A 24,607-nucleotide genomic window follows, 5' to 3' on the forward strand; every position below is an offset into this window, starting at 1 on the left:
CCCGTTTATTCCTTTTGTTCTTCCTGCTTTTCAATCACGCGCATGCCGTCGAGGATCAATCCGAGCTTCAGCCGCACATTCTCCTCGAAAGAAAGCTCCAGCTTGCTGAACGCCGCCGCCTGAAACAGCGAATGGAAAAGCTCCGAGATGATCGCCGTCGGGATGTCGCAGCGAAATTCGCCCTTCGCCTGCCCCTCCTCGACCAAACGCGTGAAAAGCACCGTAAAAGGCGGCGCCGAAACGCTCGTCTCTGACCGCTTCAGCAAGGTCGCCTGCTGCGCCGCGCGCAGGAAGAGCGGCAGCACATAGCGGTTCTCCCCGAGAAGCCTGGCCGCCGCCAAGAGCAGCTCGCGCAGAATTTCCGTCACGGGTTTCTGCTCCTCGGACAGGACGCGCACCCTTTCTCCCAGCTCCTTCATGATGCGCCCCAGAAGTTCCATCAAGACGTCGTCCTTGGAATCAAAGTAATTGTAAAACGTACCGATGCCGAGTTCCGCCCCGCTCATGATGTCCGCGATCGCAACATCTTCCAGTCCGCGACTCTGAAACAGGCTTGCCGCCGAATCAAGAATCGCCTTGCGCGACTGGATCTTCTTCATCTCGCGTCGGCTTATCTTCTCTTCTTCCATACAAATCCCCCTCGCTTAAGGAGTCTCCTGCACACTCCAACTCTCTTTGCCTATTATACATGAATCCCCTTCATTTTTAAAGAAGAAAATGAAGCATCTTCACAAATTTAAGAAAGCACGATGAAATACGGTCGCTCAAAAAGCGTTTTGAACGACGAACGCTTTCGCGCACAAAAAAAGCGCCGGCTACTGCCAGCGCAAAACTTCAAAATGGTGACCCAGGAGGGACTCGAACCCCCGACCCTTTGATTCGTAGTCAAATACTCTGATCCAACTGAGCTACTGAGTCACAAGCTGACCGCTCTCGCAATCAACATAAGTGATTCTATCACAGGAAACATTCGTTGTCAAATAAAAATTTGCACGTCTCCTATTTTTTCCGTATAATGAGAAAGTATACAAGCCACAAGAAAGGAGCGCCCTATGGAAAAAGAAAAGAAAAGCCGCAAGAAGCGTCTGCTCTCCCTGATGCAAAAATATGTGACGATCTTCATCGGCGCCGTCATCACGGCCGTCGGGCTCGAAATCTTCCTCATCCCGAACAACATCATCGACGGCGGCGTCGTCGGCCTCTCCATCATGGCGCATGCCATCACAGAGCAGCCTCTGGGCGTCTTTCTCATCCTCTTCAACCTCCCGTTCCTCTACCTCGGCTACAAGCAGATTGGCAAAGCCTTCGCCCTCGCCACCTTGACCGCCATCGCCCTCCTCTCTCTATGGTCGGCCTACTTCGCACCGTTCCCGACCGTCACGCAGGATTTTTTCCTCGCCGCCATCTTCGGCGGCATCATCGTCGGTCTCGGCGTCGGTCTCATCATTCGCTCGGGCGGCTCGCTCGACGGCACGGAAATCGTTGCCATCATCCTCGACAAGAAATCCGTGTTCTCCGTCGGCGAAGTCGTCATGTTCATCAACCTTTTCATCCTTTCAGGCGCCGGTCTTCTCTTCGGCTGGGACAAGGCGATGTACTCGCTCGTCGCCTACTTCGTCATCGCCAAGATGATCGACGTCGTCGTGCAAGGGCTTGACGAATCCTACGCCGTCATGATCGTCACAAACGAACCGGACAAAATCAATGTCGCCCTCGCCGAGCGATTGGGACGCGGCGTCACCCTCCTCTACGGCGAAGGCGGCTACACGGGCGAGGAAAAAAAGGTTCTCTACTCCGTCGTCACGCGCCTCGAAGTCAACAAGCTCAAGGAAACCGTCCTCAGCATCGACGAAAACGCCTTCGTGACCATCAACGCTGTCCACGACATCGTCGGCGGCAGGTTCAAGAAAAGCGGACACTGAGCGCTCAAACCATAACGACCCGGCAGGCCGAGCCAAAAGTGCAGCTCGAACGACTGAACTCAGGCAAAGGCGACGCACCGTCTCCACGATGCAGCCGTCCGCGCGTACAATCTCCCGTCAGCCGATTTTGCAAACTGCTGCAGAAACAAGAAGCGGGGCTGCCGCATAAGTCAGACACGACTTATGCGGCAGCCCCGCTTGTTTGAAAGTCGACCCCCGCAGATTTCCCAAGTTTCACCGAAGCCATGAAGCCTTTGCCCTGCCGCATGGAGATACACTCTCTGGCGCTCTTTTTCGGCAGTCAAGCGGTATCGGCATTATGCGCCCTGTTTTTCCTGCGCATGATTCTCCTACTCGGACTCGGAATTGATCGGAACTGCCCTTCTTCTGCGTCAAACTCATGCATTGTCCTTCGCAGCTGCACGAGCTTCCGCCTCGACGCACGGATTCTTGCATCCGTGGATTCTTCGGCACTTGCGTCTTGCCTTACATCAGTTCCGCAAGCGCCCCTCAACCCTTCATGAACATTCGTTCCGCTTCCTGCCGTCCTGCTGCAACGGCTTGCCGCCCTTTGGATTCTCTCCGTGAGCTTGTTCACCATGGTCTCGGAATACGCTCTTCCTCCTCCACGATGCGCTCCATGCCTGAACCTTCAGCTTACCCTGAGCCTTTCTGCTATTTCTGCTGGCCTGCATACTAGAGTTTCTCCTCTTTCTGCAAACTTCTTCGCAAGGGATGCCTCCTTTCATCTGCATACTTATTATAAAACATTTCCTATAAGTTGTCAATAATATTTTGAAAAATCTTGAAACATTTCCAGTCAAGGCGGATTGCAATAGCAATCCGCCCCAAAACTGCATGGATAGGCTCTTTTTTCGGACCGATTCATTTGTACTCAGGGAATCGCCTCAAGCGGAATCACATGCGGCACACTATGCTCATCGACATAAACTTTCGTTTTTACATGGTATACCTCTTCCATCATGGCCTCCGTGAAAATCTCACGCGGCTCCCCCTGCGCGTACACTTCCCCCTTCTGTAAAACGATAATCTCATCGGCAAATTTCGCAGCCAAATCGAGATGGTGCAGAGTGACCAATGTCGTAAATTGATTTTCTTGCGTCAACTTTTTCAATAAGGTCAACAGCTTGAACTGCTTGTGCAGATCCAGCGCACTGGTAGGTTCATCGAGCAGCAATACCGTAGGTTCCCTTACCAGTGCCTGAGCAATAAACACAAGCTGCCGCTGCCCTCCACTCAAGGCCATGATGCTGCGCGAGGCAAACTCCTGCAAATTCAGCCGCTGCAGCACTTCCTCCGTCGCTCGAATATCTTCCTCTTTGACGCGGAAAGACAGCGAGCCCATACGCCCCAACATGACGATCTCAAAGACACTTAGATTGATTTTGCAGTCGTTGTCCTGAGACAGATAGCTTACCGTGCCGCTGAGCTCCTCGGACGAATATGTCTCAGCCAACTTGCCGTTGATCCGGATATCCCCTTTGCCCGACAAGATTCCTATGATCGTTTTCAGGAGCGTTGATTTCCCGGCGCCGTTCGTTCCGATGACAGCAGTCAGTTTTCCGGTCTGAGCGACGAAATCGACCCCCCGCAATATATTCTTTTGGGAATCGGAGGAATATCCAAAGGTCAGATCATGAACTTCAATCATTTGAAATAACTCCTTTTCCTAGTCAATACCAACGAGAAGAAAAAGGGAACTCCGATGATTGCCGTCACAATGCCGATCGGAAACATAGCGCCCGGAATCAGCATCTTGCTGCCAATGGATGCCAGCGACAAGATCGCCATTCCACATACCGCAGAGAGCGGCAGGAAATACCGCTGATCCTCACCGACCAACATCCTCGCAATATGCGGTCCGACAATGCCGATAAAGCCGATCGTTCCCACGAAAGAAACGGCAACTGCGGTAATGATCGATACGAAGAGAAAAACTTTGACTCTCAGACGCTCGACATTGACCCCCAGACCGGAGGCCTTTTCATCCCCCAGCTTTAATGCCGTCAGCCGCCACGATTCGCGCATCATAAGCGGAAGCATCAGGAGCAGCACGACGAAAACAATGGAGATGTTCATCCAAGTTGCTTTTGACAGACTGCCCATCGTCCAAAAAACAATGTTCTGGAGGGCTTCGGGCGTTGCCATATACTGCATCAGAGATTGAAGCGCCTGGAACAAGAACATCATGCCAATACCGGCAAGGATCATTGTCTCAGAGGAAAAGCTCTTAATCTTATTGATGGAGTATATGAAGAAACTCGTCAGTCCTGCGAATATAAACGCACCGAACGGCACCATGAATTCCCCTAGAAACTCCAGTGAGCTCAGCCCGACCACAATCACGAGAGAGGCGCCGAATCCCGCGCCTGCCGATATGCCGAGGGTATAGGGGCTGGAGAGAGGATTATCGAGAATCGTCTGCATTCCCGCCCCGGCAATCCCCAGAGAAGCCCCGACGAGCAAAGCCATGACGGCCGTCGGAAGCCGAATCGACCAAACGATGACATCGGCGTTTTTGGAAACCTCCGGAGCCTGTATCACCGCCATCCAAACATCCTGTGGCGTGAGCGAGGCCGGGCCTACAATCACGTCGGTCATAAAACTTATCGCGCAAATCAGCAGCCCGAGCAAAATAAAGATGATTCTGCGGTAACTCTGCTTTTTGTAGTCAAAATGGTCCTTCATCTCTTCCACTATGCTAAGCCCTTTCCTAATTCAAATGCATGAACCAAATTCCCCCATAGGAGAACGGAAGGAATTTTTCGTAGAATTCCTTGAGCGTGCCTTCCGGATCAACATCTGCGAACTCTTCGGGATAGTACGTCTTTGCCAGATACTCGAAGACAGCGCAGTCGTAGACCTCACGCGGCAGTCCATGATGAGCCGAATAAATCTGCTTGTTCTTGACCGCTTTCAACTTGTCCCAGCCATCGCGCTGTGTAAACGCCTTCAAGAGCTCCTGAGAATGCTCTTCGTTCGTATCAAATCCGAGACGCATGGCGGTAGCCTTTTTCGGCCAATAGGAACCCATGATCATGATGATGTCGGGATCCTTTTCCAGAATAAATTCGGGATTGACAGGCCCCGCCGACGCGACTACATCTTTTGTAATGAGATCGGCGCCGCACACTGTTGCCAATGCGCCCCATGCAACCTTGTTGCTGTATGCAGTGCCAAATCCTTCTGGCCCTTCATTGCCCGTCTCGATATAAACCGTCGGTTTCGGCTTGTTGATCTTATTGATGCGATCGGTAACCTTTGTCACGTGTTCCGTATAAAACTTTTTGAGCTCTTCCGCGCGCTCCTCTTTGCCCAACGCCTTGCCGATGGCTTCAATCGAACGCTGATGATTTTCAAGCTTCTCCGCATGATAGTCGATATAAATGGTCGGTATTCCGGCTGCATCGATCTTCGGCTTCACATCGGATTCGTACTGATCTTTCATATTCAACGGGATAAAGATGACATCCGGATTCAGGGAAATCACCTTTTCCGTATCGAAGGTCTTTTCATTCACGGCGCCGATGAGAGGAATCTTTTCCAGTTCCGGAAGATCTGCTTTGAAATGATTCCACATATCGGTACGATATTTGCTCAAATATGGATCGATTCCAACGATGATATTGGCAACATCCTTGCCTGTCAGTGCCGCCATCGTCATAAACGCACCGCCCGAAGCACTCCACTGCACAACGACGCGTTCTGCCGGCTTTTTCAACGTGACCGTCTGTCCTGTCACATCCGTAATCTCAATGGGTTTTTCATTCTGCGCCGCATCCTTCTTCACATCTCTGGAACCTCCGCAGGCCGTGAAGATCATGCTGACCAGCAGAAGAAGAACCACGGCAACGGAAACAATATACTTCTTTGTATGAAACATGAAAACACCTCGTTTCTTAAACTTTCGAAACAACTTCTCACAGATTCCGCCGGATCGCCGTCGATCCGGATCCAAGCGAACGCATATCGTCTTTCGCTCCTGCAATCACCCCCCCACAAAAGTCTCTCTTCCAACTTCGGATTTCGATTCTGCTCGTATTTCTCATACTCGTTATACACGGTTCGATGCACTCTATGCACGGGCAGCGGTGCATTCGCAATGAGCCAGCCTCCCGCTTTTCTCCACACAAAAAGTCCGTTTCCACCAAGGAACCGGACTTTAATCTAGTCTGCACAAAGACACCATGCCTGATAAGCTCAGGTACAGTATGAGCATCCATGTACACAAAATCTCCATCCCCGTCACTCGCAGGTCTATCGGCGATTGTCAATCAGGCAGTTCTCCTGGCTTCAGTTCATCGTTTCTTTGCGCCTTCCCAAGAAAGATCTCAGTGACTAAAAACGCTATGCGTTCTTCTGCAAAGTCGCTCGCTGTTACAGTGGCGTGACCGCTTTGGCTTATACCAAATTCCCTATTAAGTCCAAAGACACCTAATTCAATCATATGAAATTTTTATTATATGATAACATGAGGCCTTTAACGTGTCAATCAAAAAGCATAATATTGTTGGCAGTGTAAACTACACGCACAAACGTCCACTTCGTGGACATTGTGCGCCGCCCTTACATGAAAGAGCCAATCAGTCTGCGCCTACGGCTTGACTTCTTGGACTTTCATGGTAAATTTCTCTGAAAAATAAAGAAGCAGCCCTTGCAGGCTGCCCCTTTACTGCACACATTCCTTGAGCTTTTCCGGCGGCAGAAGACGCATCAATCCCATGATTGCCAAGATCTGATCGAACGCCGTCCCCGGATTCGCCACATTTCGGATCTTCACGACATGCGTGGCGTCCTTCCAGTTGTCAAACTCACTGTTGTTTTCCGCATATTCCAAATGATACTTTATCTCACTATTCTTATGTCCGAGACGAATCATGCGCTCGACGAGCGTCACATAGTCGACCATGAGGAAGATCGTTTCGAAATTCTCTTTCAAAAGGCGCGAGAGCTGCTTGACGCCATTCGCCTCCAACATCACAAGGCTGATCTTATGCTCCTGCAGCGCCGAAAGAACGTCTTTTTTCAAGACGCCATAATAGTCGCCCTTATATGTGACGTGCACAATGAATTCCTGCTTGAAGAATTCCGCCTTGCCGACAAAGCGGTAAAATCTCGTATCGGAATCAATCTTTCCGGGCTTCCGCGTCGTATATAAAGGAATGTAATGTATCCCCATCTGCATGAGCTTGCCGATCAGCACCGTCTTGCCCGAAGCGTGCGGCCCGACCAGCGCATAAATCTTATTTGTCATAATCCTCTCCTAAGAAAGCCGTTTGCACGGCCGGCGAAAAAGAAAAAGAGGGCCGCCCCTCCTCGTTCTCCTTATATCAAAAAAGCTGTCCCTACAGCAAAAAGATAAAAATCATAAAAACCTCTCATATGCTATCATACATCATTTCTTCTCCTTTGCCAACCATATTTTCTCTGGAGAAACAAAAAGCCGTCCTTATTTTTCGCTTAAAATTTCTGATTGAAATACAGGAAAATTTACAAAGGAAAAGGAAATGCGCGGGAAAAAGCGAATATATCCATGACGACAAGATACTGAGCAGAAAAATCGGATGTTATGACGAAAGGCGGGATGCTCCGTGTATTTTTACTGCGAAAAGTGCAAAAAAAAATATCCCATCAGCTCGATGAACTATCGCTGCGAATGCGGCGGCATGTTCCATCTGAACAAGGCGGCCAACGAAGAGACTGTGCATGAAGTCACGATCGGACACATGCACACCGAACTTTTGAGCATCAAGATTGACGGCATCGAGTATCTGCTGAAGACGGAGAACCTTCTGCCGACCGGATCCTTCAAGGATCGCGGCGCTTACACGCTGATCAATGAGATCCACCACGTCGGCATCGAGAAGATCGCGCTCGATTCGGCAGGCAACGCCGGCGCCTCCATTGCCGCGCACGCAGCGGCGGCGGGCATCGACTGCACAGTCTACGTGCCGAAGGAGACGTCGCCTGACAAACTGCGTCAGATTGCCGCCTACGGCGCGAAGATCGTCAAAGCTGAAGGCGGGCGCATGGGCGCGTGCCAAGCGGTCAAGGAAAACCTCGGCGACGCCTACTATGCTTCGCATGTCTACAATCCGCTCTTCTTCGAGGGCATGAAGGCGATGGCATACGAGATTTACGAGCAGCTCGGCGAGAGTGTGCCCGAGTACATCTTCCTGCCTGTCGGTAACGGCACGATGCTCTTAGGGCTTTACTACGGCTTCATCGAGATCGGCCGCCTGCCGCGCCTCGTGCCCGTGCAGAGCAAGAACTGCGCGCCGCTCTACGAGGCGTTCAACAAGATACCGGCAAGTCCGAAGACGGAGACGATCGCCGATTCGATCCGCATCGAAACGCCCAAGCGTCTGAACGACATGCTTGCCGCCGTCACGAACAGCGGCGGCGACGTCCTCATCGTCGAGGACGAGGACATCGTACGGTGCAAGGAGATGCTCGGACGCCGCGGCATCTACGTGGAAACGACAAGCGCCGCAGCTCTCGCCGGAGCCATGCAGATCTTCGGCAAGGCAAAGCCCGACAACTATCGTGTCGTCGTGCCGCTGACAGGCTCGGGACTCAAAGGATAATACGAATCAGGAGGCTGTATCATGTTCAAGAGAATCCTCATCGCCAATCGCGGCGAAATCGCCGTCCGCGTCATCCGCGCCTGTCAAGAGCTCGGCGTCGAGGCGGTCGCCATCTACTCCGACGCCGACAAGAACGCCCTGCACGTCCAGCTCGCCGACCTCACCTATCGCGTCGGCCCCGCCGATGCTACGGAAAGCTACCTCAACAAGGAAGCCGTCCTTGAGGCAGCCATTCAGACGAAGTCCGACGCCATCCATCCGGGCTACGGCTTCCTGTCCGAAGATGCCGACTTCGCCGAGATGGTCACGAAGGCTGGCATCGTCTGGATCGGCCCCATGCCCGAGACCCTGCGTCTCGTCGGCGACAAGGATGCGGCGCGCGCCGCCATGGCGCCGTCCGGCATACCGATGTCAAAGGGCAGCGCACCTCTCGAAAACAACGAGATGGCCTTGAAGGCTGCCGCGGAAGTCGGCTACCCCGTCATCTTGAAGCCCGTATCAGGCGGCGGTGGCAAGGGAATGTTCGTCGCGCATTCCGAAGAGGATCTCAAGAACATCCTGCAGCTCGTCGATCTCAAGAAGGTCGTCCACTACTTCGAGCACTATATCGAGCATTCGCGTCACATCGAAGCGCAGATCCTCGCCGACAACTACGGCACGGTGCTCTTCCTCGGCGAACGCGAATGCTCGCTGCAGCGCCGCAATCAGAAGCTCCTCGAAGAGTCGCCTTCCGTCGCCCTGACGGAAGAGATGCGCCGCGAGATCGGCCGCCTTGCCATCAAGGCGGCGAAGAGCGTCCACTACTCGAATGCCGGCACGGTGGAATTCCTCCTCGACCTCGCCGACAACAAGTTCTACTTCATGGAGATCAACCCGCGCGTCCAGGTTGAGCACGCCATCACGGAAGCCGTCACGGGCGTCGACATCGTGCGCCGCCAGATCCAGATCGCCGACGGCGAGCCTCTGGGACTCATGCAGAAGAACATCAAGATCCGCGGTCACGCCATCGAGTGCCGCATCAACGCCGAAGATCCCGACAACAACTTCCTGCCGTCCCCCGGCCTCATCACCTTCATGCACGAGCCGAGCGGTCCGCGCGTGCGCTTCGACAGCGGCGTGACGACGGGACTGACGATCGAACCGTGGTACGATTCCCTCATCGCCAAGGTCATCGTGCACGGCAGAACGCGCGGCGATGCCATCAAGATCATGGAACGCGCCCTGAGCGAATTTCGCATCGAAGGCGTCAAGACGACGATCGCCCTGCACCAGAAAATTCTTGAAGACAGCTACTTCCGCACGGGCAATATCGACACGCAGTTCATCAAACGCCGCATCACCTACTACGAGAACGAGCCGAAGAAGCTCAAGCTCAAGGACAAGCTCGATCTCGCCGCCTCCATCAACGCGAGCATGTATTACGCATAAAGCCTTTCCACAATCGAGTAGCAGACGGTGATTAGCCGCCGTCCTCTCACACCGCCGTACGTACCATTCGGTACACAGCGGTTTCAATAGGCTGTTTGTATGGACGGATACGCCTCGGCTAAATCATAAAAGCGAAGCGTATCCGTCTTTCTTTTGTCATCGTCATTTTAACCACTATAAGGTTGCTTATCCGCCAACAATGAAGTAGTTTGGAAGATTTTATCCCCCACGGGGAAGAAGCAAAAGTCAGCTTGCATTTGCTTCACTTTCGCATTACAATGAGCGAAAGGAGGGATCTATTATGACTAAGACTGCCACCATCAACATGCGCATTGAGCCTGCTGTGAAAGCCCAAGCCGAGGATGTCTTTTCCAGCTTCGGCATATCCATCACCGATGCCATCAACATCTTTCTGTACGCTTCCATCATGGAGGGCGGCTTTCCCTTCCGTCCGAAACAGCCACGATACAACAAGGAAACACTCATCGCCATGCAGGAAGCGCGTGACATCATGGACGGAAAAATCGAAGCGAAACGCTATCACTCCCTGTCTGCACTCTTAAAAGATTTGGATGCGGAGGACGATGATGATTGAACTCGTAACCACCAGTGATAGACGAATGCGGGCGGAATTTGCGCACCTCGAATCCGAGCCGCACCTCATCGGCTTCATGAGCGAGGCTCCTCAACAGGTACAGGAATTTCCCCGAACCGATGTCCAACGCGCAGAGAGGGCGGCAAAGAGGCGAAGACCTTACCCGAGATACGCTACGCCAAAGCACCGAAGACGATGCCGAGGAGCGCTCCGGCCAGCACATCGCTCAGATAATGGACAAAGGGATAAATGCGGGAAAGACCTATTCCTGCCGCAAGCCCGAGTACGGCAACACCCCAGCGGCGAGACACGCCGCAAAAAATAGCAGCAGCTGCCGCAAACGAGCCGAAAGTGTGCCCCGACGAAAAGGAAAAATCCGTCGGGGGCTGGATGAGCAGAGGCATCCACGGGAAATCGAGACAGGGTCAGGCGCGCAATAATCCATTTTGCATGCGCCTCTTTTCTTTAGATGTGCTTAGTATACCTCCCACAGCTAAACAGAAGCTAAAGGATTTCATACACCTCGCAAAACTTATGAAATGTGTATGGGTTTATGAATACAAAAGAGCCGCCCCTCTCGGCGTGCGCGCCAGACACTTTAACAAATCTTCTTCAACCCTTTATATTCTATTTCAGCCGGATGTGACCGATATAAAACATCTTCGCCTTCAACAGGCGAAATTGTAACCCCTGCCAGATATCCCATATGCTCCTCCGGAAAAGTTTCCGAAAAATCTGCTATAGACATTGGTTTATTCACGATAACTTGAACCCAACATTTATTCCCGCTATGATCTTCGAACCATAGTTGAGGCATGACATCCGGTGCATCCGTAAACGAAAGAACTTTATATCCCTTCTTTCGGAGATTATCCATGACGATCGCTATGCCCCAATGGAGCAATTCCCATCTGGACACACGTTTAAAAGAATCATCGGATATGTCCAGTGGAACAATCTTCTCACCGGTCTTGGTATGCCGCAAATTCCAGCCGCTTTCCATAGTTGTCATATCATCACCGAAAATACGGAACAGGCAGGGAATCATATCATTATTCTCACAAATTCTCACCTGCAAATCCTTTCTTTTCTCAGATACAAAAGCACCACGCCTTGTATTTTTATCGATGCCAAACTCAACCTGCACGGAGAACACATTGTTCTTGAATCTAAAATTCATAGAGTCAAATGTCGGGCTCGTAATCTGCGTTCGCAACCAACAAAATCCCGTATAAGGATTCGAAAGTTTTTGGTTGTATTGATTGAACAGTGCTTGGAGATGTCTACCGGCTATCGCCCAGCCTTGCAGGTACTTTGCACTCTCATCCGGACGGTCTATGAGATACCATTTCTTCTTTCTGTTCATTCTGCTCCCTCCTCGCTGTCCGCGTCCGACATCACATTTGCTTCATGCAGTAACAACATTCGCTCGTATCCATCATGCCACACCTCGCTTCATCGGAAAGCGACGGCGCAGTCGCTCTATTCCCCGCAGAATCGCCAGATCCCGCTCCATGCTGCCCGATGCGATTGCACGCTGCAGACGCTCCGCCACCAGCGCCGCTTCGTCATCACCGCGCTCTGCCGCCCACGAGAGCCAGTAGCGCGCACGCTCTACATCGCAGGGTATCGGCCGTCCGCGCTGATAGAGCAGCCCCAGAACGCGCGCCGCTTCAACCGAGCCGCTGAGAGCTGCCCGATAGAGCCGTTCGCCACGCGGAAAGACGTACATGAGATACTCCATTTCACCCCTGAACCGCATCCATGGCGGTGCTGCGACAGCGCAGCGCACAGATCGCGCCAGATATTCGCCGAGCAGGCAATAATACCCCTCCTCGATCTCCTCCTCTGGCAGCGTTTCCAGCTCTTCCAGTGCCACCTCTTCCATCGCACGCCGGTAGGGAAGCGGCGTCATGACAATGTCTTCCATGAAATTCGTCGCTTCCTCATCTCCGTCCAACACGTCCAGATGGTCAACGTCGACAGAGAGTCCCACATACCGCGCCCAGGCGCGGCAAATCGCCAGAACTCTTCCTCTCAGACGCTGATTATATTTCCCCAACGCCTGCACGATGCAGCCACTCTGCCCCACCTCGATGCATGCCAGATATCGCTCACCTTGACGTACAGCAATGGTGATGGATTCCTTCTCTATCACATAATCGCGATAGCTCGCAAGGCAATTATGCAAAGCAATGCCGATGGGCGCGAGCTCATCCGTATGGTGGATGAGACGGAAATCATAGCCATTGACACAACATTCATAGCGCAGGATCTCCGGCCTGTAGAGAATCCTCTGCGGCTCATCTCCCGATAGGATCGCCTCGACTTCCCAAGAAATCGCGTCACGCACATACTTCGTCATCCCCTCAGAGAGCAGGAGCTGCTTGACCGCCTCACTCAGCTGTGCGCCGTATCGCTGAAAGTTCAAAAGGATCTCTCCGTGCCGTTGCGTTACTCCTCCCCACACATAATATCGCGAAAGGAATTCGGCAAGCGCCTTCTCCCCCTTTTGCCCGCACAGCCAACGCGCGTGACGTTCCAGCGCGTGCCACAAGCAGCGCTCCTCTTCCTCGCGCCGCTCCACACGCTGCGTCTTTGGATCGAAATAAAATTCATCGATCGACATGCCGGCAAATTCGTACTCCAGCTCCAAAAACGGCTGCATGAGCGAGACATCTTGCAAACCCAGTTGACGCAGCAGCATGTACCAAATGACGGCATAGGGATTGTAAGTATAGGCTCTTCGCACGCTCTTCGGCGGCCGTATTCCAAGGCAGTTGCAAAGAATCGGGTAGGGATTCGTCTCTTCATAAGGAAACATTTCGTCAAAATCTTCCACAGCCTCCGCCAGGAAGCCTTTGAGGTAGACGATATGGATGTCGAACGGGCGCTCTATGTATGCCGTAAGCATCTTTGCGCCTGTCATATTGCTGAGGATGCTCGGACGAATGCCATAGCGGCGATAGACGCCTTCCTCCAGAGCTTCGAGCACCAAGCCGACGATTTCCAACGGAATGCGGACAGCCGTGCACGTTGTCCACGGCTGCCATTTCCCGTCGACGAGAAGCCGTGTGAACTCCCAACGTCGCCGTGCGACCCATGCGGAAAGGGAAAAATTATGCCAGCGCAGGAGCACCCCGTCGCACTCGTAATGAATCTCCGCCACATCCGCCGCAACATTCAAAGGCCCATCCGGCGTGCGCTGGAACAGGCGCCAGCGGAACGGAATATAGAGCGTTTCCGGCTGCCCCGGCGACAAGTCAAAATCCTCATGTCTGGACAGGCCGCAGATCTCGCAGCCACATACGGAGCGAACGCCATTCGGCAAGCGTTGCTCCACCTCCTCCAACCGTCGATGCTGCAAACAAAACACATAGTCTTTGTCGTCATCGATCTCCTCCAGCCCTTCAAAAGAGAGCGTCAGCACACAGGGCAGCTCCTCAATTGGCGCATGGATCTCAAGCGCCTCTGTGCAGGGCAGCCACTCGTATGAATCCTCATCGTACCGAAACGCCATATCCAACATCCCACACACCGCCTTCCTCGCATCCATGCCTACGAGTCAAGTCTATCATGCAGACGGTTCTTCGCGGTCGCTCTCAGAGAGACAATTCCATCAGCGCACGGCGCTGTCACCGAGCACCGGCAAACCATAGTAATCAAGCACATCATTGATCAGGAAAAGATCATACTCCCCCCGCTCGATGAAATACTGCACGATCACATCTTCCTTCTTCGTCTCGGATAGCGCGTAGCCGGCGCGGCGCAGGAGATCCTCCGCCTCCTTCATATCCAGCTCGAGCGCCATGACGAGCGCCAAGATATGCCGCTTGCTCGGCGTATAACGCGCATCCCGCCGGAGCTTGGAAAACAGGCGCCGATCGAGCTGCGCTTTCTTGTAGACTTCGACCTCATCCCTGCCCTTTTCACGAATCAGTTTCATGAGCCGCTGTGCGAACGAATCCTCGAAACGTGCGAGAATCTTATCCAGCTTTTTGCGCAGCTGTCCGAGACGTCCTGAGCCCGGCGCACTATAAGAAAACTTCCAGCCCGCCTTACGCAATCCATCTAAATCAAAAAAATGCGTTTTAAGATACTGCTCGATCTCCTCTATGATTTTTGGATCCATATCATCCTCCGCAGGAAAAATCCCTGTCGCCGTTCGCGCTTTCATGCAAAGTATGGCGCATAAGGAAACAGTTATTTCTTTGCCGCTTTGATGAACGCAGCGACGGAAATACACAAAGCAACAACGGAAATAACGATGGCTGCTTCTTGCACGTTTTCTTACCCTTTCTTATTGCAGTAAAGGAACCACTGATAAATTCAGCCACCCATCTTCACGCATCTGCACTGTCCTCTCGTCGTCGACAAATCCTCGACGCAGCACCGCTACGCCTCCAGTATATCTCCTCGATAGATACAGCGCATCTGCGCAAATCTGGGCGACTTCATTTTATCAGCGTTTCCTAAAGTCGATTCTCCTATTATCAGCGTTTCCTTTACTTTCTTCAATGGATGATGTCGCCATCATTCCATGCGCATAATTCGTGAAAAGGATACTTTTATCCTGCCTCCCGCCGCTTTAGTCGCATAAAAACTCAAACTTCGCACATTAAAAACGTTCCACAGACCTTGAAAACACTGACTTTATACCAATGAAAATACCCCTTTATGCACATTTTCGTAGTTTTTGCGACAACAGTAGAGAGCAGCGTATGGCTGGCGGTCAGAAGCGTATTGCCATCCGACCAGCAGAGCGTGAGCATGCGGAAGCGGAAGCCATAGGAGAACCCCTTCTTGGCATGGCCGTAGAGGCGGGCGAGAAGCTCCACCCTTTTGGAGCGGGCGCGATGGTAGATAGAATCGTCAAGGATGAGCACGTTGATGCGATCCGCCTGAGTCAGGGGAGCGAGCGTGTCATGGATGATGGCGGCGGCAAGCTCTGTCGTGAACCTGCGCCAGTGGATCCGGCAAGAGTTCATGAAGCGGTAAAACGTATCCTTGCCGAAAGGCATGGCGGCGCTTTGGAGATGCATTTGCGTGTAAACGGAACGCTGCTGGAACACCATGCGGAACGCCAGCAGGAAGATGCTGAGGACAGGGACGCCGCGAAGCTTGTACGCATTTGCCGCACGGAGGATGCGACTGACTTGATAGCGACGGAAAAAGACCTGCATTTCCTTAGAAAGCAGTTCCTCGTCTTGGTGGTTTTGTGTTATACTGTTCATAGCATGAACCTCCATTGGATGTTTTTGGTTGACACTTAAAATTATACCAAATGGATGTTGCTCATGCTATTTTATTTGCCAAGACGATAGATATGTCAAGGGTTACAGCAGATTATTCATCTGCGAAGTTTGAGTAAAGAACACAACAAGAAAGAAGGTTTTTCTCCGATGTCATCCTAGCTGCTCTACGCACTCCTCTCCGCACTTTCTGCTGCCTTTGTTTCCACCTTCGGCAAGATGGGACTCGAAGGCTCGACAGCAGCCCCGTCACCGCCATGCGCGGCGTCATCATGGCAATCTTCCTCGTCACGGTCATGATCGTGCAGGGACACGCCTCTCATCTGCCCGAGGTGTTCGCCGATCGCCGCGCTCTGGCATGCGTTGCCCTGAGCGGCATTGCCGGCGCCACGTCCTGGCTCTTCTACTTCATGGCCTTGAAGACCGGCGACGTTTCACGCATCGCCCCCATCGACAAGTTCAGCGTCGTCTTCGCCGTCCTTCTCGCCATCCTTATCTTCGAGGAAGAAGTCACTCTCTCGCACGGCATCGGCATCTTCCTCATCGCGATCGACAGCCTGATGATCGCGATATTGTAAGACAGCGCTGATAAAAGAGCCGCCCCCCGACCGAAACAGCGGCTGAGGGCGGCTCTTTTCCTATTTTCATATTCGTGCGCATGTCAGCCCATTTGCCCCTGCAGCAGGAAATCCGCTACATGCATGCTCCTGATCCCCTCGTAATTCCCGCCAACAAATGCATCAGCGCGCAGGACATACTTCGGGTAGTTGTCGCGGATTTCCAACAGGCGCTCATATTCTCTGCGCTCCGTCTTTTCCGAGCGGATTTCCTGCGTGACCTGCACATAGATTTTCTCGCCTTGCCGTTCCCCGACAAAATCCACCTCACCGTCCGCAGTCTTGCCGATACAGACCGCATAACCGCGGCGGCAAAGCTCAAGATAGACGACGTTTTCGAGGCTAGCCGCCACACTGTCCGGCGTATAGCCAAGCACACTGTAACGAAGCGCCGTATCTGCCGGATAAAACTTTTCCTGCGTCTTCAGTATTTCCTTGCCTGCGAGATCATAGCGCGCACATCGATGCAGGAGATATGCCTTTTCCAACTGGCTCAGATATCTGTATACCGTTTCATTGTCGAGTTTGCGCTGTTCCGCTTTCAAGTAAGCGGAAATCGACTTTGCCGAGAAGGTATTCCCTACATTGGAAAACGTATAGCGAACGACGCGCTCCAACAGATCGATCTTGCGGATATTGCTGCGCCGTACGATGTCGGAAAAGATCGTGGAATTATAGATATCGCGCACGATCGTATAAATCTCATCGGCTGTATACTCGCGCAGATGCGTGGCGGGAAAACCGCCAAGACGGATATACGCCGCCAGCTCCGTGCGAACATCGAGAAGCTCTGCATAGCGCTTCTTGAATGTCAGATATTCGGCAAAGGAAAGCGTAAAGATGCGAAAAGAAACATAGCGCCCCGTCAGATATGTGGCGATTTCCGAAGACATCATGCGGGAATTGGAGCCTGTCACATAGATATCGACATCGCCTTCTGCAGCAAGGGAATTGACGACGCGCTCCCAGCCTTCGATCTCCTGAACTTCATCAAAGAAGAAGTATGTCTTGCCGACGGAACGAAGCCGGGCTTTCGCGGCGGCGAACATCTCCCGCGCCGTCATCATTTCGTACTCCATCGAATCAAAACGCATGCTGACGATGTTCTCTGACGGAACACCGCGCTCCTGCAATTTCTCCATGAGCATATTCAGTATCGTAGACTTGCCCGAGCGGCGAATCCCCGTGAGCACTTTTACAAAAGGCGTGTCCGCATACGCCATGATTTTATCTACATACAGCGGCCGTGGAATCATCGCTGTCACCCCCTTCAAGAATATTACCGCAAAACTTATGAAAAAGCAAAAGTTTTAGGATTATAACCGCAAAACTTACGAAGTTAGATAAACTTGCGAACATATCCGGAAACGAAGCCGCCCCCGACCGAGACATCGGCTGAGGGCGGCTTTTTCATACTTCAAAACAGCGATTCCATGTGTGCCTCATCGTCCGCGACTTCGATCCTTGCGAAGGAAAGCGCGGTGTCGGGGGCTTTTCCGGCGAGCTGTTGGCTCTTCAGGTATTGAACGCGGTTCAGTCTAGATTCTACGAGGTTGAGGATGTAGATATTGTCGAAGCGGTTGTAGATGGACTCACCGCCGAGACCCGTGAGGCAAATGAGCTGCGTGTTGTTCTTCTTCGCCACTTCCATCAGCGGCTTCAGGAGATGTGAGGCGTTCGTCTGCGCGAAGGGATTGTCCATGAGGAGAACCTTGCCTTCGTTGCGCTCGGCGAAGATGTCGGTTTCGTCGCGCCGCATGTAGTGGAGCAGGCTCGCGAGGATGACGAAGGCAGACAGGAAGCCTTCGCCGCCCGAGTTGCTTGCGACCTCGTTCCATGTGATGCGGCGCTCGCGCTGCGCTTCGATCTTGAAAAGTTCGATGTGGATGTTGGCAATGCCGATGACGTCATCGTAAAGCTCCCGCGTCGTCAGTCGCTTGCCGATGAAATCGTGCAGGGTGTCCTCCTTTTCGAGCAGATCGATGCCGCGCCGCGTGAGCGCCTCGACCTTCTCCTCGATGCGCGTGCGGTAGGCGCTTTCGTTCTCGCTCCACAGGGGCAGCTCGATGCGCAGCATTTTGATGGCGCGGCCGCGCACGCGGATGCTCGAATTGCTGTCGATCTTGCCCATCTGCGCGTGAACCTCGCGCACATACTCCTGCAGGAGGGCGACGATCTGCTGCTTTTCGTCCTCCACTATGGCGATGTCGACGAGCAGCTTCGCCATGAGGTCGCGATACGACTGGCGTATGACGGCGAGCTGGCGCAGCACCTTCTCCGCCTCCTCGACGCATGCGAGCAAAGTTTCGAGCGGCTTCTTGAAGAAGTCCTCCTGAAACGTCTCAATGCGCGCCGCGCTGTTGAGCGCCTGCGTCAGCTTCTCGCGCGAGCGTGTCCTCTCCTCGCAGCCCTTTCGATAACTTTGCTGCAGGCGTCCCGTGAAACTGCGCAGGAATGCCGCGTCGGCATGGGCGAAGTCTTCCTCGAAGGCGACTTCCGCCTGCGGCTCCTCCGCCTCGTACTCCGCCAGACTCGTCAGGATGCTTTCGTAGCAGCGCTGCCGCTCCTGCCATGCCGCCAGAGTCTTCTCATGGCGGCGCTTTTGCTGCAGCAGCTCCTCCTTTCGCGCCTCGTGGTCGAGGACGGGGATCGCCTCGCGCTCCAGCGGCTCTTCCTTGCCGCAGGCGCGCTTCATCTCGCGCCTGTTCTGCTCGATGCGCTGCTCCGCGAGGGCGATTTCCTTGTCGGCGGCGTTCTTCTCGCGCTCCTCGTCGCGCCGCTTCTTTTCGCACGCTGCCTCCTCGCGCTCCGCCTGCTCCTCCTCCGCCTCGCTGTAGAGGACGCCGCGCCATGCCTCGGGCTCCATCTCATACTTGCGTGCCAGACGCTGCAACTCCTTCTGCGCCTGACGCACGCGCTCCGCCGCGAGCTTCTGCTGCGCTTCGAGCGCCTGCTCGCGCGCGGAGACCTTTTCCGTGATCGCCTGATAGCGTGCCAGCAATGCGGTGAAGTCGTCCACCGGCGTCTTGAGGGCGGCAGGCTTCGCCGCCTCTTCGTAATGGGCAAAGGCAAGCTGCGCACGCTGCAGCTCTTCCAGACGGCGCAGAACCTCCTCGCGCCCGCGCTCCTCCGTGCGAACGGCGAGCGCCAGCTGCGCCAGCGAGGCGCGCACCGCCTCCTTCTTCTTTTCCAGCGCCGCCAGCCGCGCGCGGCAGTCTGCCAGCCGCGCCTTTTCTTCCAGATATCTGCCGTAGGCGTCCGTCAGCTCGCCGAACTCCCTCTGCTGCTGCTCGCGCCGCGCCGCTTCCCTCTCCAGCGCGCGCAGCTCTTCCGCCAACGTCTTTTCCTCCTGCCGCAGCGCCTGCAAGTCCGCCTTCGCCTGCACGAGGGCGGCGGCGAGCGCCGCGCATACTTCTTCTAGCTCCTCGATCTCCTTCTCTGCCGCACGGTAGAGCGGCTCCTTCACCGCCTGCTCACGCAATTTGTCGCGCAGCTTCACATAGTTCTCGTGTTCCTTGCGCCGCTCTTGCAGCTCCTTTTGCAGGCGCGCCGCTGCCGCTTCCTTCTCTTCGAGCAGGCAGCGCAGCTTTTCTTCGTTCAGGAGGTTCTTGTTGAACAGCATGTAGAAGTGGACGTTGCCGACAGGCTGTGCACTGCGCTCTTCGCCGCGCTCCAGACTCTCGCGCGTCACGAGCGGCACGGGCGCGGCGGTGAAGACCGTCGGCGGCTCCGCTTGAAGTCGCTGCAGCTGCGCTTCCGACAGGATGAGCGCGTACGGCAGGAAGGGATTCTTCTCGCAGAGCGAGAGGTTTTCCTCCTCCGAAAGCCCGTTGCGCTTCAGCCACTCCATGCCGTAGACGAGGGGAATGCCGAGATTCTCGAACATCTTCCGCAAGCCCGGCGGCAGGCTGATGTTGCGCCCCGTGCGGAGATTTTCCAGCTCATCCCTGCACTTCTTCTCCTCCACCGTCAGCTTCTGCAGGATCTCCGCCATCTCCTTCAGCTTGCCTGCGGCAGCTGCGAGGAGCCCTTCCCCATCGAAGAGCGCCGCGTCCGTCTCGCTTCGGTCGAGGTACTTGAGCGCCCGCCTGCGGTAGGCAAGCTCCTCATCGTAGCCCTGCAGGATCTGCCGCGCTCGCACGAGCGCCGCCTGCTTCTCCGCCTCCTCCTGCCGCTGCATCTCTGCGGCGCGCTCCGTGCGCACGATCTCCGTGCCGACCTCCGCCTGACGCGCCTTCTTGCTGCGCTCCTTCGCCGCCGCTGCGGCAGCGGCGTCGTCGAGCGCCGCCGCCAGCGCCTGCAGCTTCCCCGACTCGTACTCGCCGACGATGTTGCGCACGAGAGGCGCCTGCCAGCGCTCGGCATAGCGATCCTCGACGCGGTCGTAGGCCGCCGTCGCCGCCTCCAAGGCGCCCTCCTGCTGCGCGCACTCGACGCGCTCCTGCTCCATCGCCTCCGCCTCTTGCCGCGCCGCCGCCTCGCGCGCCGAAAGCTCGTCCAGACGCTTCTCCGTGCTCCTTGCGCGCTGCTCCTCGGCTCCGATCTGCCGCTCGTAGTGCAGGCGCAGCCGATAGCCGAGGTAGTCGCGCTCCGGCCCCAGCTCGCGCTCCTCATGGCGGCAGACATCCAGGAGCTGCACGATCTTTTCCAGCTCCGCCTGCTCTTTCGAGAGTCCTTCCTGCTGCCGGGCAAGCTGCAGCAGCTGCCGCCGCTTCTGCCAGGCGGCGCGCTCTTCCTCGCACGCCGCCATGCGCTCCTGCGCCGCTCGCAGGCGCTGCCGCAAAGCCTCGCACGCAGCGGCTTCCTCGTAGTGCCGCGCCGAATAGCGCTGGTACTCGACCTCGCGGATCGCTCCTTCGAGCGCGTCGAGCGCCTCCGCCTCGCTGCAACTCTCATCCGCCGCCCGCCCGTCGAGGCGGGCGATCTCTTTCATGTAGCAGACGAGTCGGTCGCGCATGGCTGCGGCCGCCGCCGAGCTGCGCCCGTACGCCTCGGCACGCTCCTCGATCTTCAGCGTTTCCTCCTCGAAGTGCTGGATCTTTGCCTTGCGCTCGATCTTCGAGCGGTTGCCCTGATAGAGGCGCACATACTTCTCCAGTATGCTGCGGAACTCACCCATGCGGTTCTGCTCTTTGTTCAGCTTGCTCTCGATGGCATCGAGGAACCACTTCTCGACGAGCCCTTTCTCATCCTTGCAGTCAGAGAAAAGCTTCGACAGCCCCGACTCCTCCTCGTTGACCTTGCGGATGATGTTCTGCCATTCGCGATAGTCAATGCCGTATTCCATGAGCTTCGTGAAGTATTGCTTCGCCTGCGCGGCGCTGTTCATATCGTAGCTCAGAAACTTCTTCTGCGGCTGCCTGCGCAGCGTCTCGAAGAGCTGCCGGCACGCGGCATAGCTCTTGAGTCGCACCTCCGTGCGCGTCTTCTCGACGACGGGCAGATGATGTATGTCCTCCGTGCACGGCGCCCTGTACTCGCTGAGGAAGTTGACGATCTCAAGCGCCTCGCCCGCGTCGACATCCTGGCTGCGGCGCACCATCATGCCCGTCAGCAGGCAGCCGCCGCCCTGCTCCAGCTGCCATTCGACGAGGATGAAGGACGGCTGCGGCGTGCGGAAATAGCCGGCGAACGGCCTGTCCTTCACATTGCGGAAGCGCTTCTGCACGAAGGGCGCGCAGAGCATCTGCACGAGGACGGACTTGCCGCCGCCGTTCTGCAAGGAGATCAGCGTGCTCTCGCCGTTGAAGTGCATCGTTTCGTCGCTGATGCGGATCGCGTCATGGTTGTAATTGATATTGATCAGCCGCACCGCGCGGATCTTGCTCATCGGCTTCCACCCCCAGCACCTTGAGAACGCGCGAATGATTGTTCTCGTTCAATAAATTCCATGCCATGAAACGATCGAGCTTGCGCCGCGTCTTGATCATCTCATCCTGCTCCACATACTCGATGAGCCCCTGTGCCTGCAAAAAGCGCAGGATGCGGTAGAGGAAGCCCTCCTTTGTCGTGCGCTGGCGCGTGCCGCGGTCGTCGGAGCGCAGCGATTCGTAGGCTTCGAGCATATCCTGATAGGCGAGCCCCTGCGCCTCCTGCTCCTCCGCCGCAAGCTCCGCGCCCTCCCGGAGGCGTTCCGAGATGGAATTTTGCAGCTCGCCGACGCGGATGTAGTCGCGCGTCTTGCTGCTCGCGCCCTGCCCGTCATAAAATTCGAGCAGCAGCACGAGGATGGCAAACTGGGCGAGATAGTAGTCCTTGTCCGTCGCGTTGCTGCGGCAAAGCTCCTTCTTCAGATGCGCGCGCGTGTAGCCGAGGAAGTCATTGTCCGGCTCGGGAATCAGGTAAACAGCGTCGCCGTAGCGCTTCACGCGGCTCGCCGCGATCCGTCCCTGCGCCTTGACCATCTCCTGCACGGGCTCGGACTCCGTATAGGCGCGGTAAAGCTCGCGCGCCTCCTCCTCGCGCAGCTCATGATGTTCGAGCAGGTAGTAGAATATCTCCTGACTGAGTCGCACCTCTTCTCTTTCATACGCCATCTTCGTTCCCCTCCTGCACGCGCAAGGCCACCTCCGAGCAGCGCACGACGCGCTCGCTGCCCGCACCGTCCGGCACGCCACGAAAAATCACGGGCGGCGCCTCGTAGAGCTTCTGCGCCTCGATGCGGCGGATCCTCCCCCAGGCGGGATGCTCGTCCAGGATGTCGAGCACCATCGCGCTCAGGCGAAAGTCCTTCGCCTCCTCGCGGATGTAGGCGGCGCGCTCCCGGCGCAATGCCTCGACGTCAAGCGATGCCGCCTTCAAGAGCTCGACCATGACCTCCTTGAAGATATGGACGTCGGGCAGGAGCGCCGCGCGCTTCGCCTCGTCTTCTGCCGCCGCCTCGGCGAGCGCCGAGAGGCGCACCTCGCCCCGCGCTGCCAGAGCACCGAGCAGGAAGGTGAGGCAGGCGGCGTACTTCGCGAGCTTCTCCTGCTGCAGGCGCGCCTGCTCCTCTCGCCACGCCGCCTCGTCGAAGTCCACGTCCTCCGTCGTCTCTTCGTCCTCTGCCGTCCGGCGGGCGCGCTGCTCCTCCGTGACCTTGCGCGGGTTGAAGATCTTCGCGGGCGCGCGGTTGAAGAGCGGCGCGAGGAAGATGTCGAGCCGGCCGAGCACAGCAGGATTCGCCAGCACCTTGTCGAAAAGCTCCGTGCGCAGGCTGAAGCGCCGCACGAGGGACATCTCCGCCATCTTTTCGAGCTCCGACGTATAGAGCGCCTTCAAATCGAAGTGGCTGCCAAGGATGCGCTGGTGCTCGTCGATGACGCGCCCCAGATAGCGCTCGATCTCGCGCAGGTTTCTGAGCTTCTCTGCCTCCTCGGGCAGAAGCGCCTGCACATCAACGCTGCCCGCCTCCATCTCGCGCACGCGTGACTGCACGAGTTCGCGGTAGTGGCGAAACTTCTCCTTCGTCTCGTCGATCGTCGCGAGGTCATCGCGCAGGAGCCGCTCGTAGTCGCCGACGCGGTAATCAAGCACGTTGCGGCGGATGCGCAGCATTGCCTCGCGAATCTTCTGCAGCTGGATCTGCATGAGGTTGAAGACGTTCTTGATGTCATCGAGCGCCTTGTCGTAGCTCTGCTTCTCCAAATGCATCTGGAAGATGAGTTCCTGAATCGTCAGCTTCAGATTGCTCTCGACCTCCAACGTGCCGAGCAGCAGATTGTAGCCGTCGTCCGTCAGATAATACGAGGTGCGCCGCACCTCGCGCTCGACGTAGACAATCCGGTTCGCCACATAGCTGATATGGATCGCCTCGAAGCCGCCCTGTTCGAAATCGCAGCCGGAAAAGTACATGGCGCGCCCCTCGTTCGACAGGACGATGTTGACGATGAAGTCGGCGAGGCGCTGACAGTCGTCGAACGACATCGCCTTGCGGAAATGCTCTGCGTTGACGGCATCGACGAAGACACTGATGTCGTCCATCGTGCAGGCCTCTTCCTTCAGCGACTGCTCCATGATGTAGAGCAGAACGGCGAAGATCATGTTGAGCTGCTCCGCCAGAGTCTCGAAGCCGCACTCGCGCCAAAGCGCCTTCTGGCTGCTGTTCGCGAAGAGCAGGGCGTAGAGCCCCACCGTCTTCATGCGCTTTGGGAAAGCCTTGAGAAAATCATACTGCATTGCGCCACCCCGCCTGAACCTGCACACA

At 55.5% G+C, this 24,607-nt stretch carries 18 protein-coding genes, 1 tRNA gene, 1 pseudogene and 1 riboswitch; of the genes and pseudogenes, 5 read left to right on the top strand and 15 right to left on the bottom strand.

Annotated elements, in window-relative coordinates:
• Positions 1-5: 5 nt before the first annotated feature.
• Positions 6-629, bottom strand: a complete 624-nt coding sequence (locus SELSP_RS08950) for a TetR/AcrR family transcriptional regulator (protein WP_006191177.1) — start codon at positions 627-629, stop codon at positions 6-8.
• A 211-nt stretch (positions 630-840) separates the two neighbouring features.
• A tRNA-Arg gene (locus SELSP_RS08955) sits at positions 841-918 on the bottom strand.
• A gap of 134 nt (positions 919-1,052) precedes the next feature.
• Between SELSP_RS08955 and SELSP_RS08960 the strand changes: the two genes are divergently transcribed.
• Positions 1,053-1,922 (top strand): YitT family protein, encoded by an 870-nt coding sequence (locus SELSP_RS08960; protein ID WP_006191175.1) that lies wholly within the window; start codon positions 1,053-1,055, stop codon positions 1,920-1,922.
• An 895-nt stretch (positions 1,923-2,817) separates the two neighbouring features.
• Here SELSP_RS08960 and SELSP_RS08965 read toward each other — a convergent pair.
• The 4 genes from SELSP_RS08965 to SELSP_RS08980 form a co-directional block, all read right to left on the bottom strand.
• Positions 2,818-3,594: an ABC transporter ATP-binding protein gene (locus SELSP_RS08965; RefSeq protein WP_006191172.1), complete on the bottom strand. Its 777-nt coding sequence runs from the start codon at positions 3,592-3,594 to the stop codon at positions 2,818-2,820.
• Positions 3,591-4,631 (bottom strand): FecCD family ABC transporter permease, encoded by a 1,041-nt coding sequence (locus SELSP_RS08970; RefSeq protein WP_006191170.1) that lies wholly within the window; start codon positions 4,629-4,631, stop codon positions 3,591-3,593. Before SELSP_RS08970 ends, SELSP_RS08965 begins: the two co-directional genes overlap by 4 nt.
• A 25-nt stretch (positions 4,632-4,656) precedes the next feature.
• Positions 4,657-5,901, bottom strand: coding sequence for an ABC transporter substrate-binding protein (locus SELSP_RS08975; protein ID WP_232362315.1), 1,245 nt, complete (start codon positions 5,899-5,901; stop codon positions 4,657-4,659).
• A 302-nt stretch (positions 5,902-6,203) separates the two neighbouring features.
• Positions 6,204-6,396, bottom strand: a riboswitch (cobalamin riboswitch).
• Between the two features lie 216 nt (positions 6,397-6,612).
• The gene (locus SELSP_RS08980) at positions 6,613-7,197 is read right to left on the bottom strand and encodes a nucleoside/nucleotide kinase family protein (RefSeq protein WP_006191160.1); all 585 of its coding nucleotides are present in this window, start codon (positions 7,195-7,197) and stop codon (positions 6,613-6,615) included.
• Positions 7,198-7,534: 337 nt separating this feature from the next.
• Between SELSP_RS08980 and SELSP_RS08985 the strand changes: the two genes are divergently transcribed.
• The 3 genes from SELSP_RS08985 (at position 7,535) to SELSP_RS08995 (ending at position 10,553) form a co-directional block, all read left to right on the top strand.
• Positions 7,535-8,530, top strand: a complete 996-nt coding sequence (locus tag SELSP_RS08985; protein WP_013740959.1) for a pyridoxal-phosphate dependent enzyme — start codon at positions 7,535-7,537, stop codon at positions 8,528-8,530.
• A gap of 21 nt (positions 8,531-8,551) precedes the next feature.
• The gene (locus tag SELSP_RS08990; RefSeq protein WP_006191155.1) at positions 8,552-9,958 is read left to right on the top strand and encodes an acetyl-CoA carboxylase biotin carboxylase subunit; all 1,407 of its coding nucleotides are present in this window, start codon (positions 8,552-8,554) and stop codon (positions 9,956-9,958) included.
• A gap of 301 nt (positions 9,959-10,259) precedes the next feature.
• Complete coding sequence (locus tag SELSP_RS08995) at positions 10,260-10,553, top strand: type II toxin-antitoxin system RelB/DinJ family antitoxin (RefSeq protein ID WP_006191154.1); 294 nt, start codon at positions 10,260-10,262, stop codon at positions 10,551-10,553.
• 173 nt (positions 10,554-10,726) lie between these two features.
• Here the strand turns inward: SELSP_RS08995 and SELSP_RS12010 are convergent, their stop codons facing one another.
• The 5 genes from SELSP_RS12010 to SELSP_RS12490 form a co-directional block, all read right to left on the bottom strand.
• A complete protein-coding gene (locus SELSP_RS12010) occupies positions 10,727-10,957 on the bottom strand; it encodes a phosphatase PAP2 family protein (protein WP_006191153.1) in 231 nt (76 codons plus the stop codon).
• Between the two features lie 194 nt (positions 10,958-11,151).
• The gene (locus tag SELSP_RS09005) at positions 11,152-11,919 is read right to left on the bottom strand and encodes a hypothetical protein (protein ID WP_006191152.1); all 768 of its coding nucleotides are present in this window, start codon (positions 11,917-11,919) and stop codon (positions 11,152-11,154) included.
• A gap of 72 nt (positions 11,920-11,991) precedes the next feature.
• Complete coding sequence (locus SELSP_RS09010; protein ID WP_169304909.1) at positions 11,992-14,073, bottom strand: PcfJ domain-containing protein; 2,082 nt, start codon at positions 14,071-14,073, stop codon at positions 11,992-11,994.
• Between the two features lie 99 nt (positions 14,074-14,172).
• Entirely contained in the window at positions 14,173-14,685 is a 513-nt protein-coding gene (locus SELSP_RS09015; protein ID WP_013740961.1) for a hypothetical protein, read from the bottom strand.
• A 472-nt stretch (positions 14,686-15,157) separates the two neighbouring features.
• A complete protein-coding gene (locus SELSP_RS12490) occupies positions 15,158-15,787 on the bottom strand; it encodes a transposase (protein ID WP_174261612.1) in 630 nt (209 codons plus the stop codon).
• 180 nt (positions 15,788-15,967) lie between these two features.
• Here SELSP_RS12490 and SELSP_RS09025 point away from each other — a divergent pair.
• Positions 15,968-16,383, top strand: a pseudogene (locus SELSP_RS09025) (EamA family transporter).
• A gap of 83 nt (positions 16,384-16,466) precedes the next feature.
• Here SELSP_RS09025 and SELSP_RS09030 read toward each other — a convergent pair.
• The 4 genes from SELSP_RS09030 to SELSP_RS09045 all read right to left on the bottom strand — a co-directional run bounded on the left by SELSP_RS09030 (position 16,467) and on the right by SELSP_RS09045 (position 24,579).
• On the bottom strand, positions 16,467-17,678 hold the full coding sequence (locus SELSP_RS09030; RefSeq protein ID WP_006191141.1) for an ATP-binding protein: 1,212 nt from the start codon (positions 17,676-17,678) through the stop codon (positions 16,467-16,469).
• Positions 17,679-17,839: 161 nt separating this feature from the next.
• Complete coding sequence (locus tag SELSP_RS09035) at positions 17,840-22,252, bottom strand: hypothetical protein (protein WP_006191138.1); 4,413 nt, start codon at positions 22,250-22,252, stop codon at positions 17,840-17,842.
• Positions 22,203-22,958, bottom strand: a complete 756-nt coding sequence (locus tag SELSP_RS09040; protein WP_006191136.1) for a DUF6063 family protein — start codon at positions 22,956-22,958, stop codon at positions 22,203-22,205. Before SELSP_RS09040 ends, SELSP_RS09035 begins: the two co-directional genes overlap by 50 nt.
• Positions 22,948-24,579: a hypothetical protein gene (locus SELSP_RS09045; RefSeq protein WP_006191133.1), complete on the bottom strand. Its 1,632-nt coding sequence runs from the start codon at positions 24,577-24,579 to the stop codon at positions 22,948-22,950. The genes SELSP_RS09040 and SELSP_RS09045 overlap by 11 nt, the downstream gene beginning before the upstream one ends.
• Positions 24,580-24,607: the final 28 nt, after the last annotated feature.

It is taken from the genome of Selenomonas sputigena ATCC 35185 (assembly GCF_000208405.1).
In the GTDB taxonomy this organism is placed as follows: Bacteria; Bacillota; Negativicutes; order Selenomonadales; family Selenomonadaceae; genus Selenomonas; species Selenomonas sputigena.

Excerpts from the sequence above, each read along its gene's own strand:
- SELSP_RS08950 (WP_006191177.1), bottom strand. The coding sequence starts at position 629 with ATGGAAGAAGAGAAGATAAGCCGACGCGAGATGAAGAAGATCCAGTCG.
- SELSP_RS12490 (WP_174261612.1), bottom strand. The coding sequence starts at position 15,787 with ATGAACAGTATAACACAAAACCACCAAGACGAGGAACTGCTTTCTAAG.
- SELSP_RS08960 (WP_006191175.1), top strand. The coding sequence starts at position 1,053 with ATGGAAAAAGAAAAGAAAAGCCGCAAGAAGCGTCTGCTCTCCCTGATG.
- SELSP_RS08995 (WP_006191154.1), top strand. The coding sequence starts at position 10,260 with ATGACTAAGACTGCCACCATCAACATGCGCATTGAGCCTGCTGTGAAA.
- SELSP_RS08990 (WP_006191155.1), top strand. The coding sequence starts at position 8,552 with ATGTTCAAGAGAATCCTCATCGCCAATCGCGGCGAAATCGCCGTCCGC.
- SELSP_RS08965 (WP_006191172.1), bottom strand. The coding sequence starts at position 3,594 with ATGATTGAAGTTCATGATCTGACCTTTGGATATTCCTCCGATTCCCAA.
- SELSP_RS09045 (WP_006191133.1), bottom strand. The coding sequence starts at position 24,579 with ATGCAGTATGATTTTCTCAAGGCTTTCCCAAAGCGCATGAAGACGGTG.
- SELSP_RS09035 (WP_006191138.1), bottom strand. The coding sequence starts at position 22,252 with ATGAGCAAGATCCGCGCGGTGCGGCTGATCAATATCAATTACAACCAT.
- SELSP_RS08980 (WP_006191160.1), bottom strand. The coding sequence starts at position 7,197 with ATGACAAATAAGATTTATGCGCTGGTCGGGCCGCACGCTTCGGGCAAG.
- SELSP_RS09015 (WP_013740961.1), bottom strand. The coding sequence starts at position 14,685 with ATGGATCCAAAAATCATAGAGGAGATCGAGCAGTATCTTAAAACGCAT.
- SELSP_RS12010 (WP_006191153.1), bottom strand. The coding sequence starts at position 10,957 with ATGCCTCTGCTCATCCAGCCCCCGACGGATTTTTCCTTTTCGTCGGGG.
- SELSP_RS09010 (WP_169304909.1), bottom strand. The coding sequence starts at position 14,073 with ATGGCGTTTCGGTACGATGAGGATTCATACGAGTGGCTGCCCTGCACA.
- SELSP_RS08970 (WP_006191170.1), bottom strand. The coding sequence starts at position 4,631 with ATGAAGGACCATTTTGACTACAAAAAGCAGAGTTACCGCAGAATCATC.
- SELSP_RS09030 (WP_006191141.1), bottom strand. The coding sequence starts at position 17,678 with ATGATTCCACGGCCGCTGTATGTAGATAAAATCATGGCGTATGCGGAC.
- SELSP_RS09005 (WP_006191152.1), bottom strand. The coding sequence starts at position 11,919 with ATGAACAGAAAGAAGAAATGGTATCTCATAGACCGTCCGGATGAGAGT.
- SELSP_RS09040 (WP_006191136.1), bottom strand. The coding sequence starts at position 22,958 with ATGGCGTATGAAAGAGAAGAGGTGCGACTCAGTCAGGAGATATTCTAC.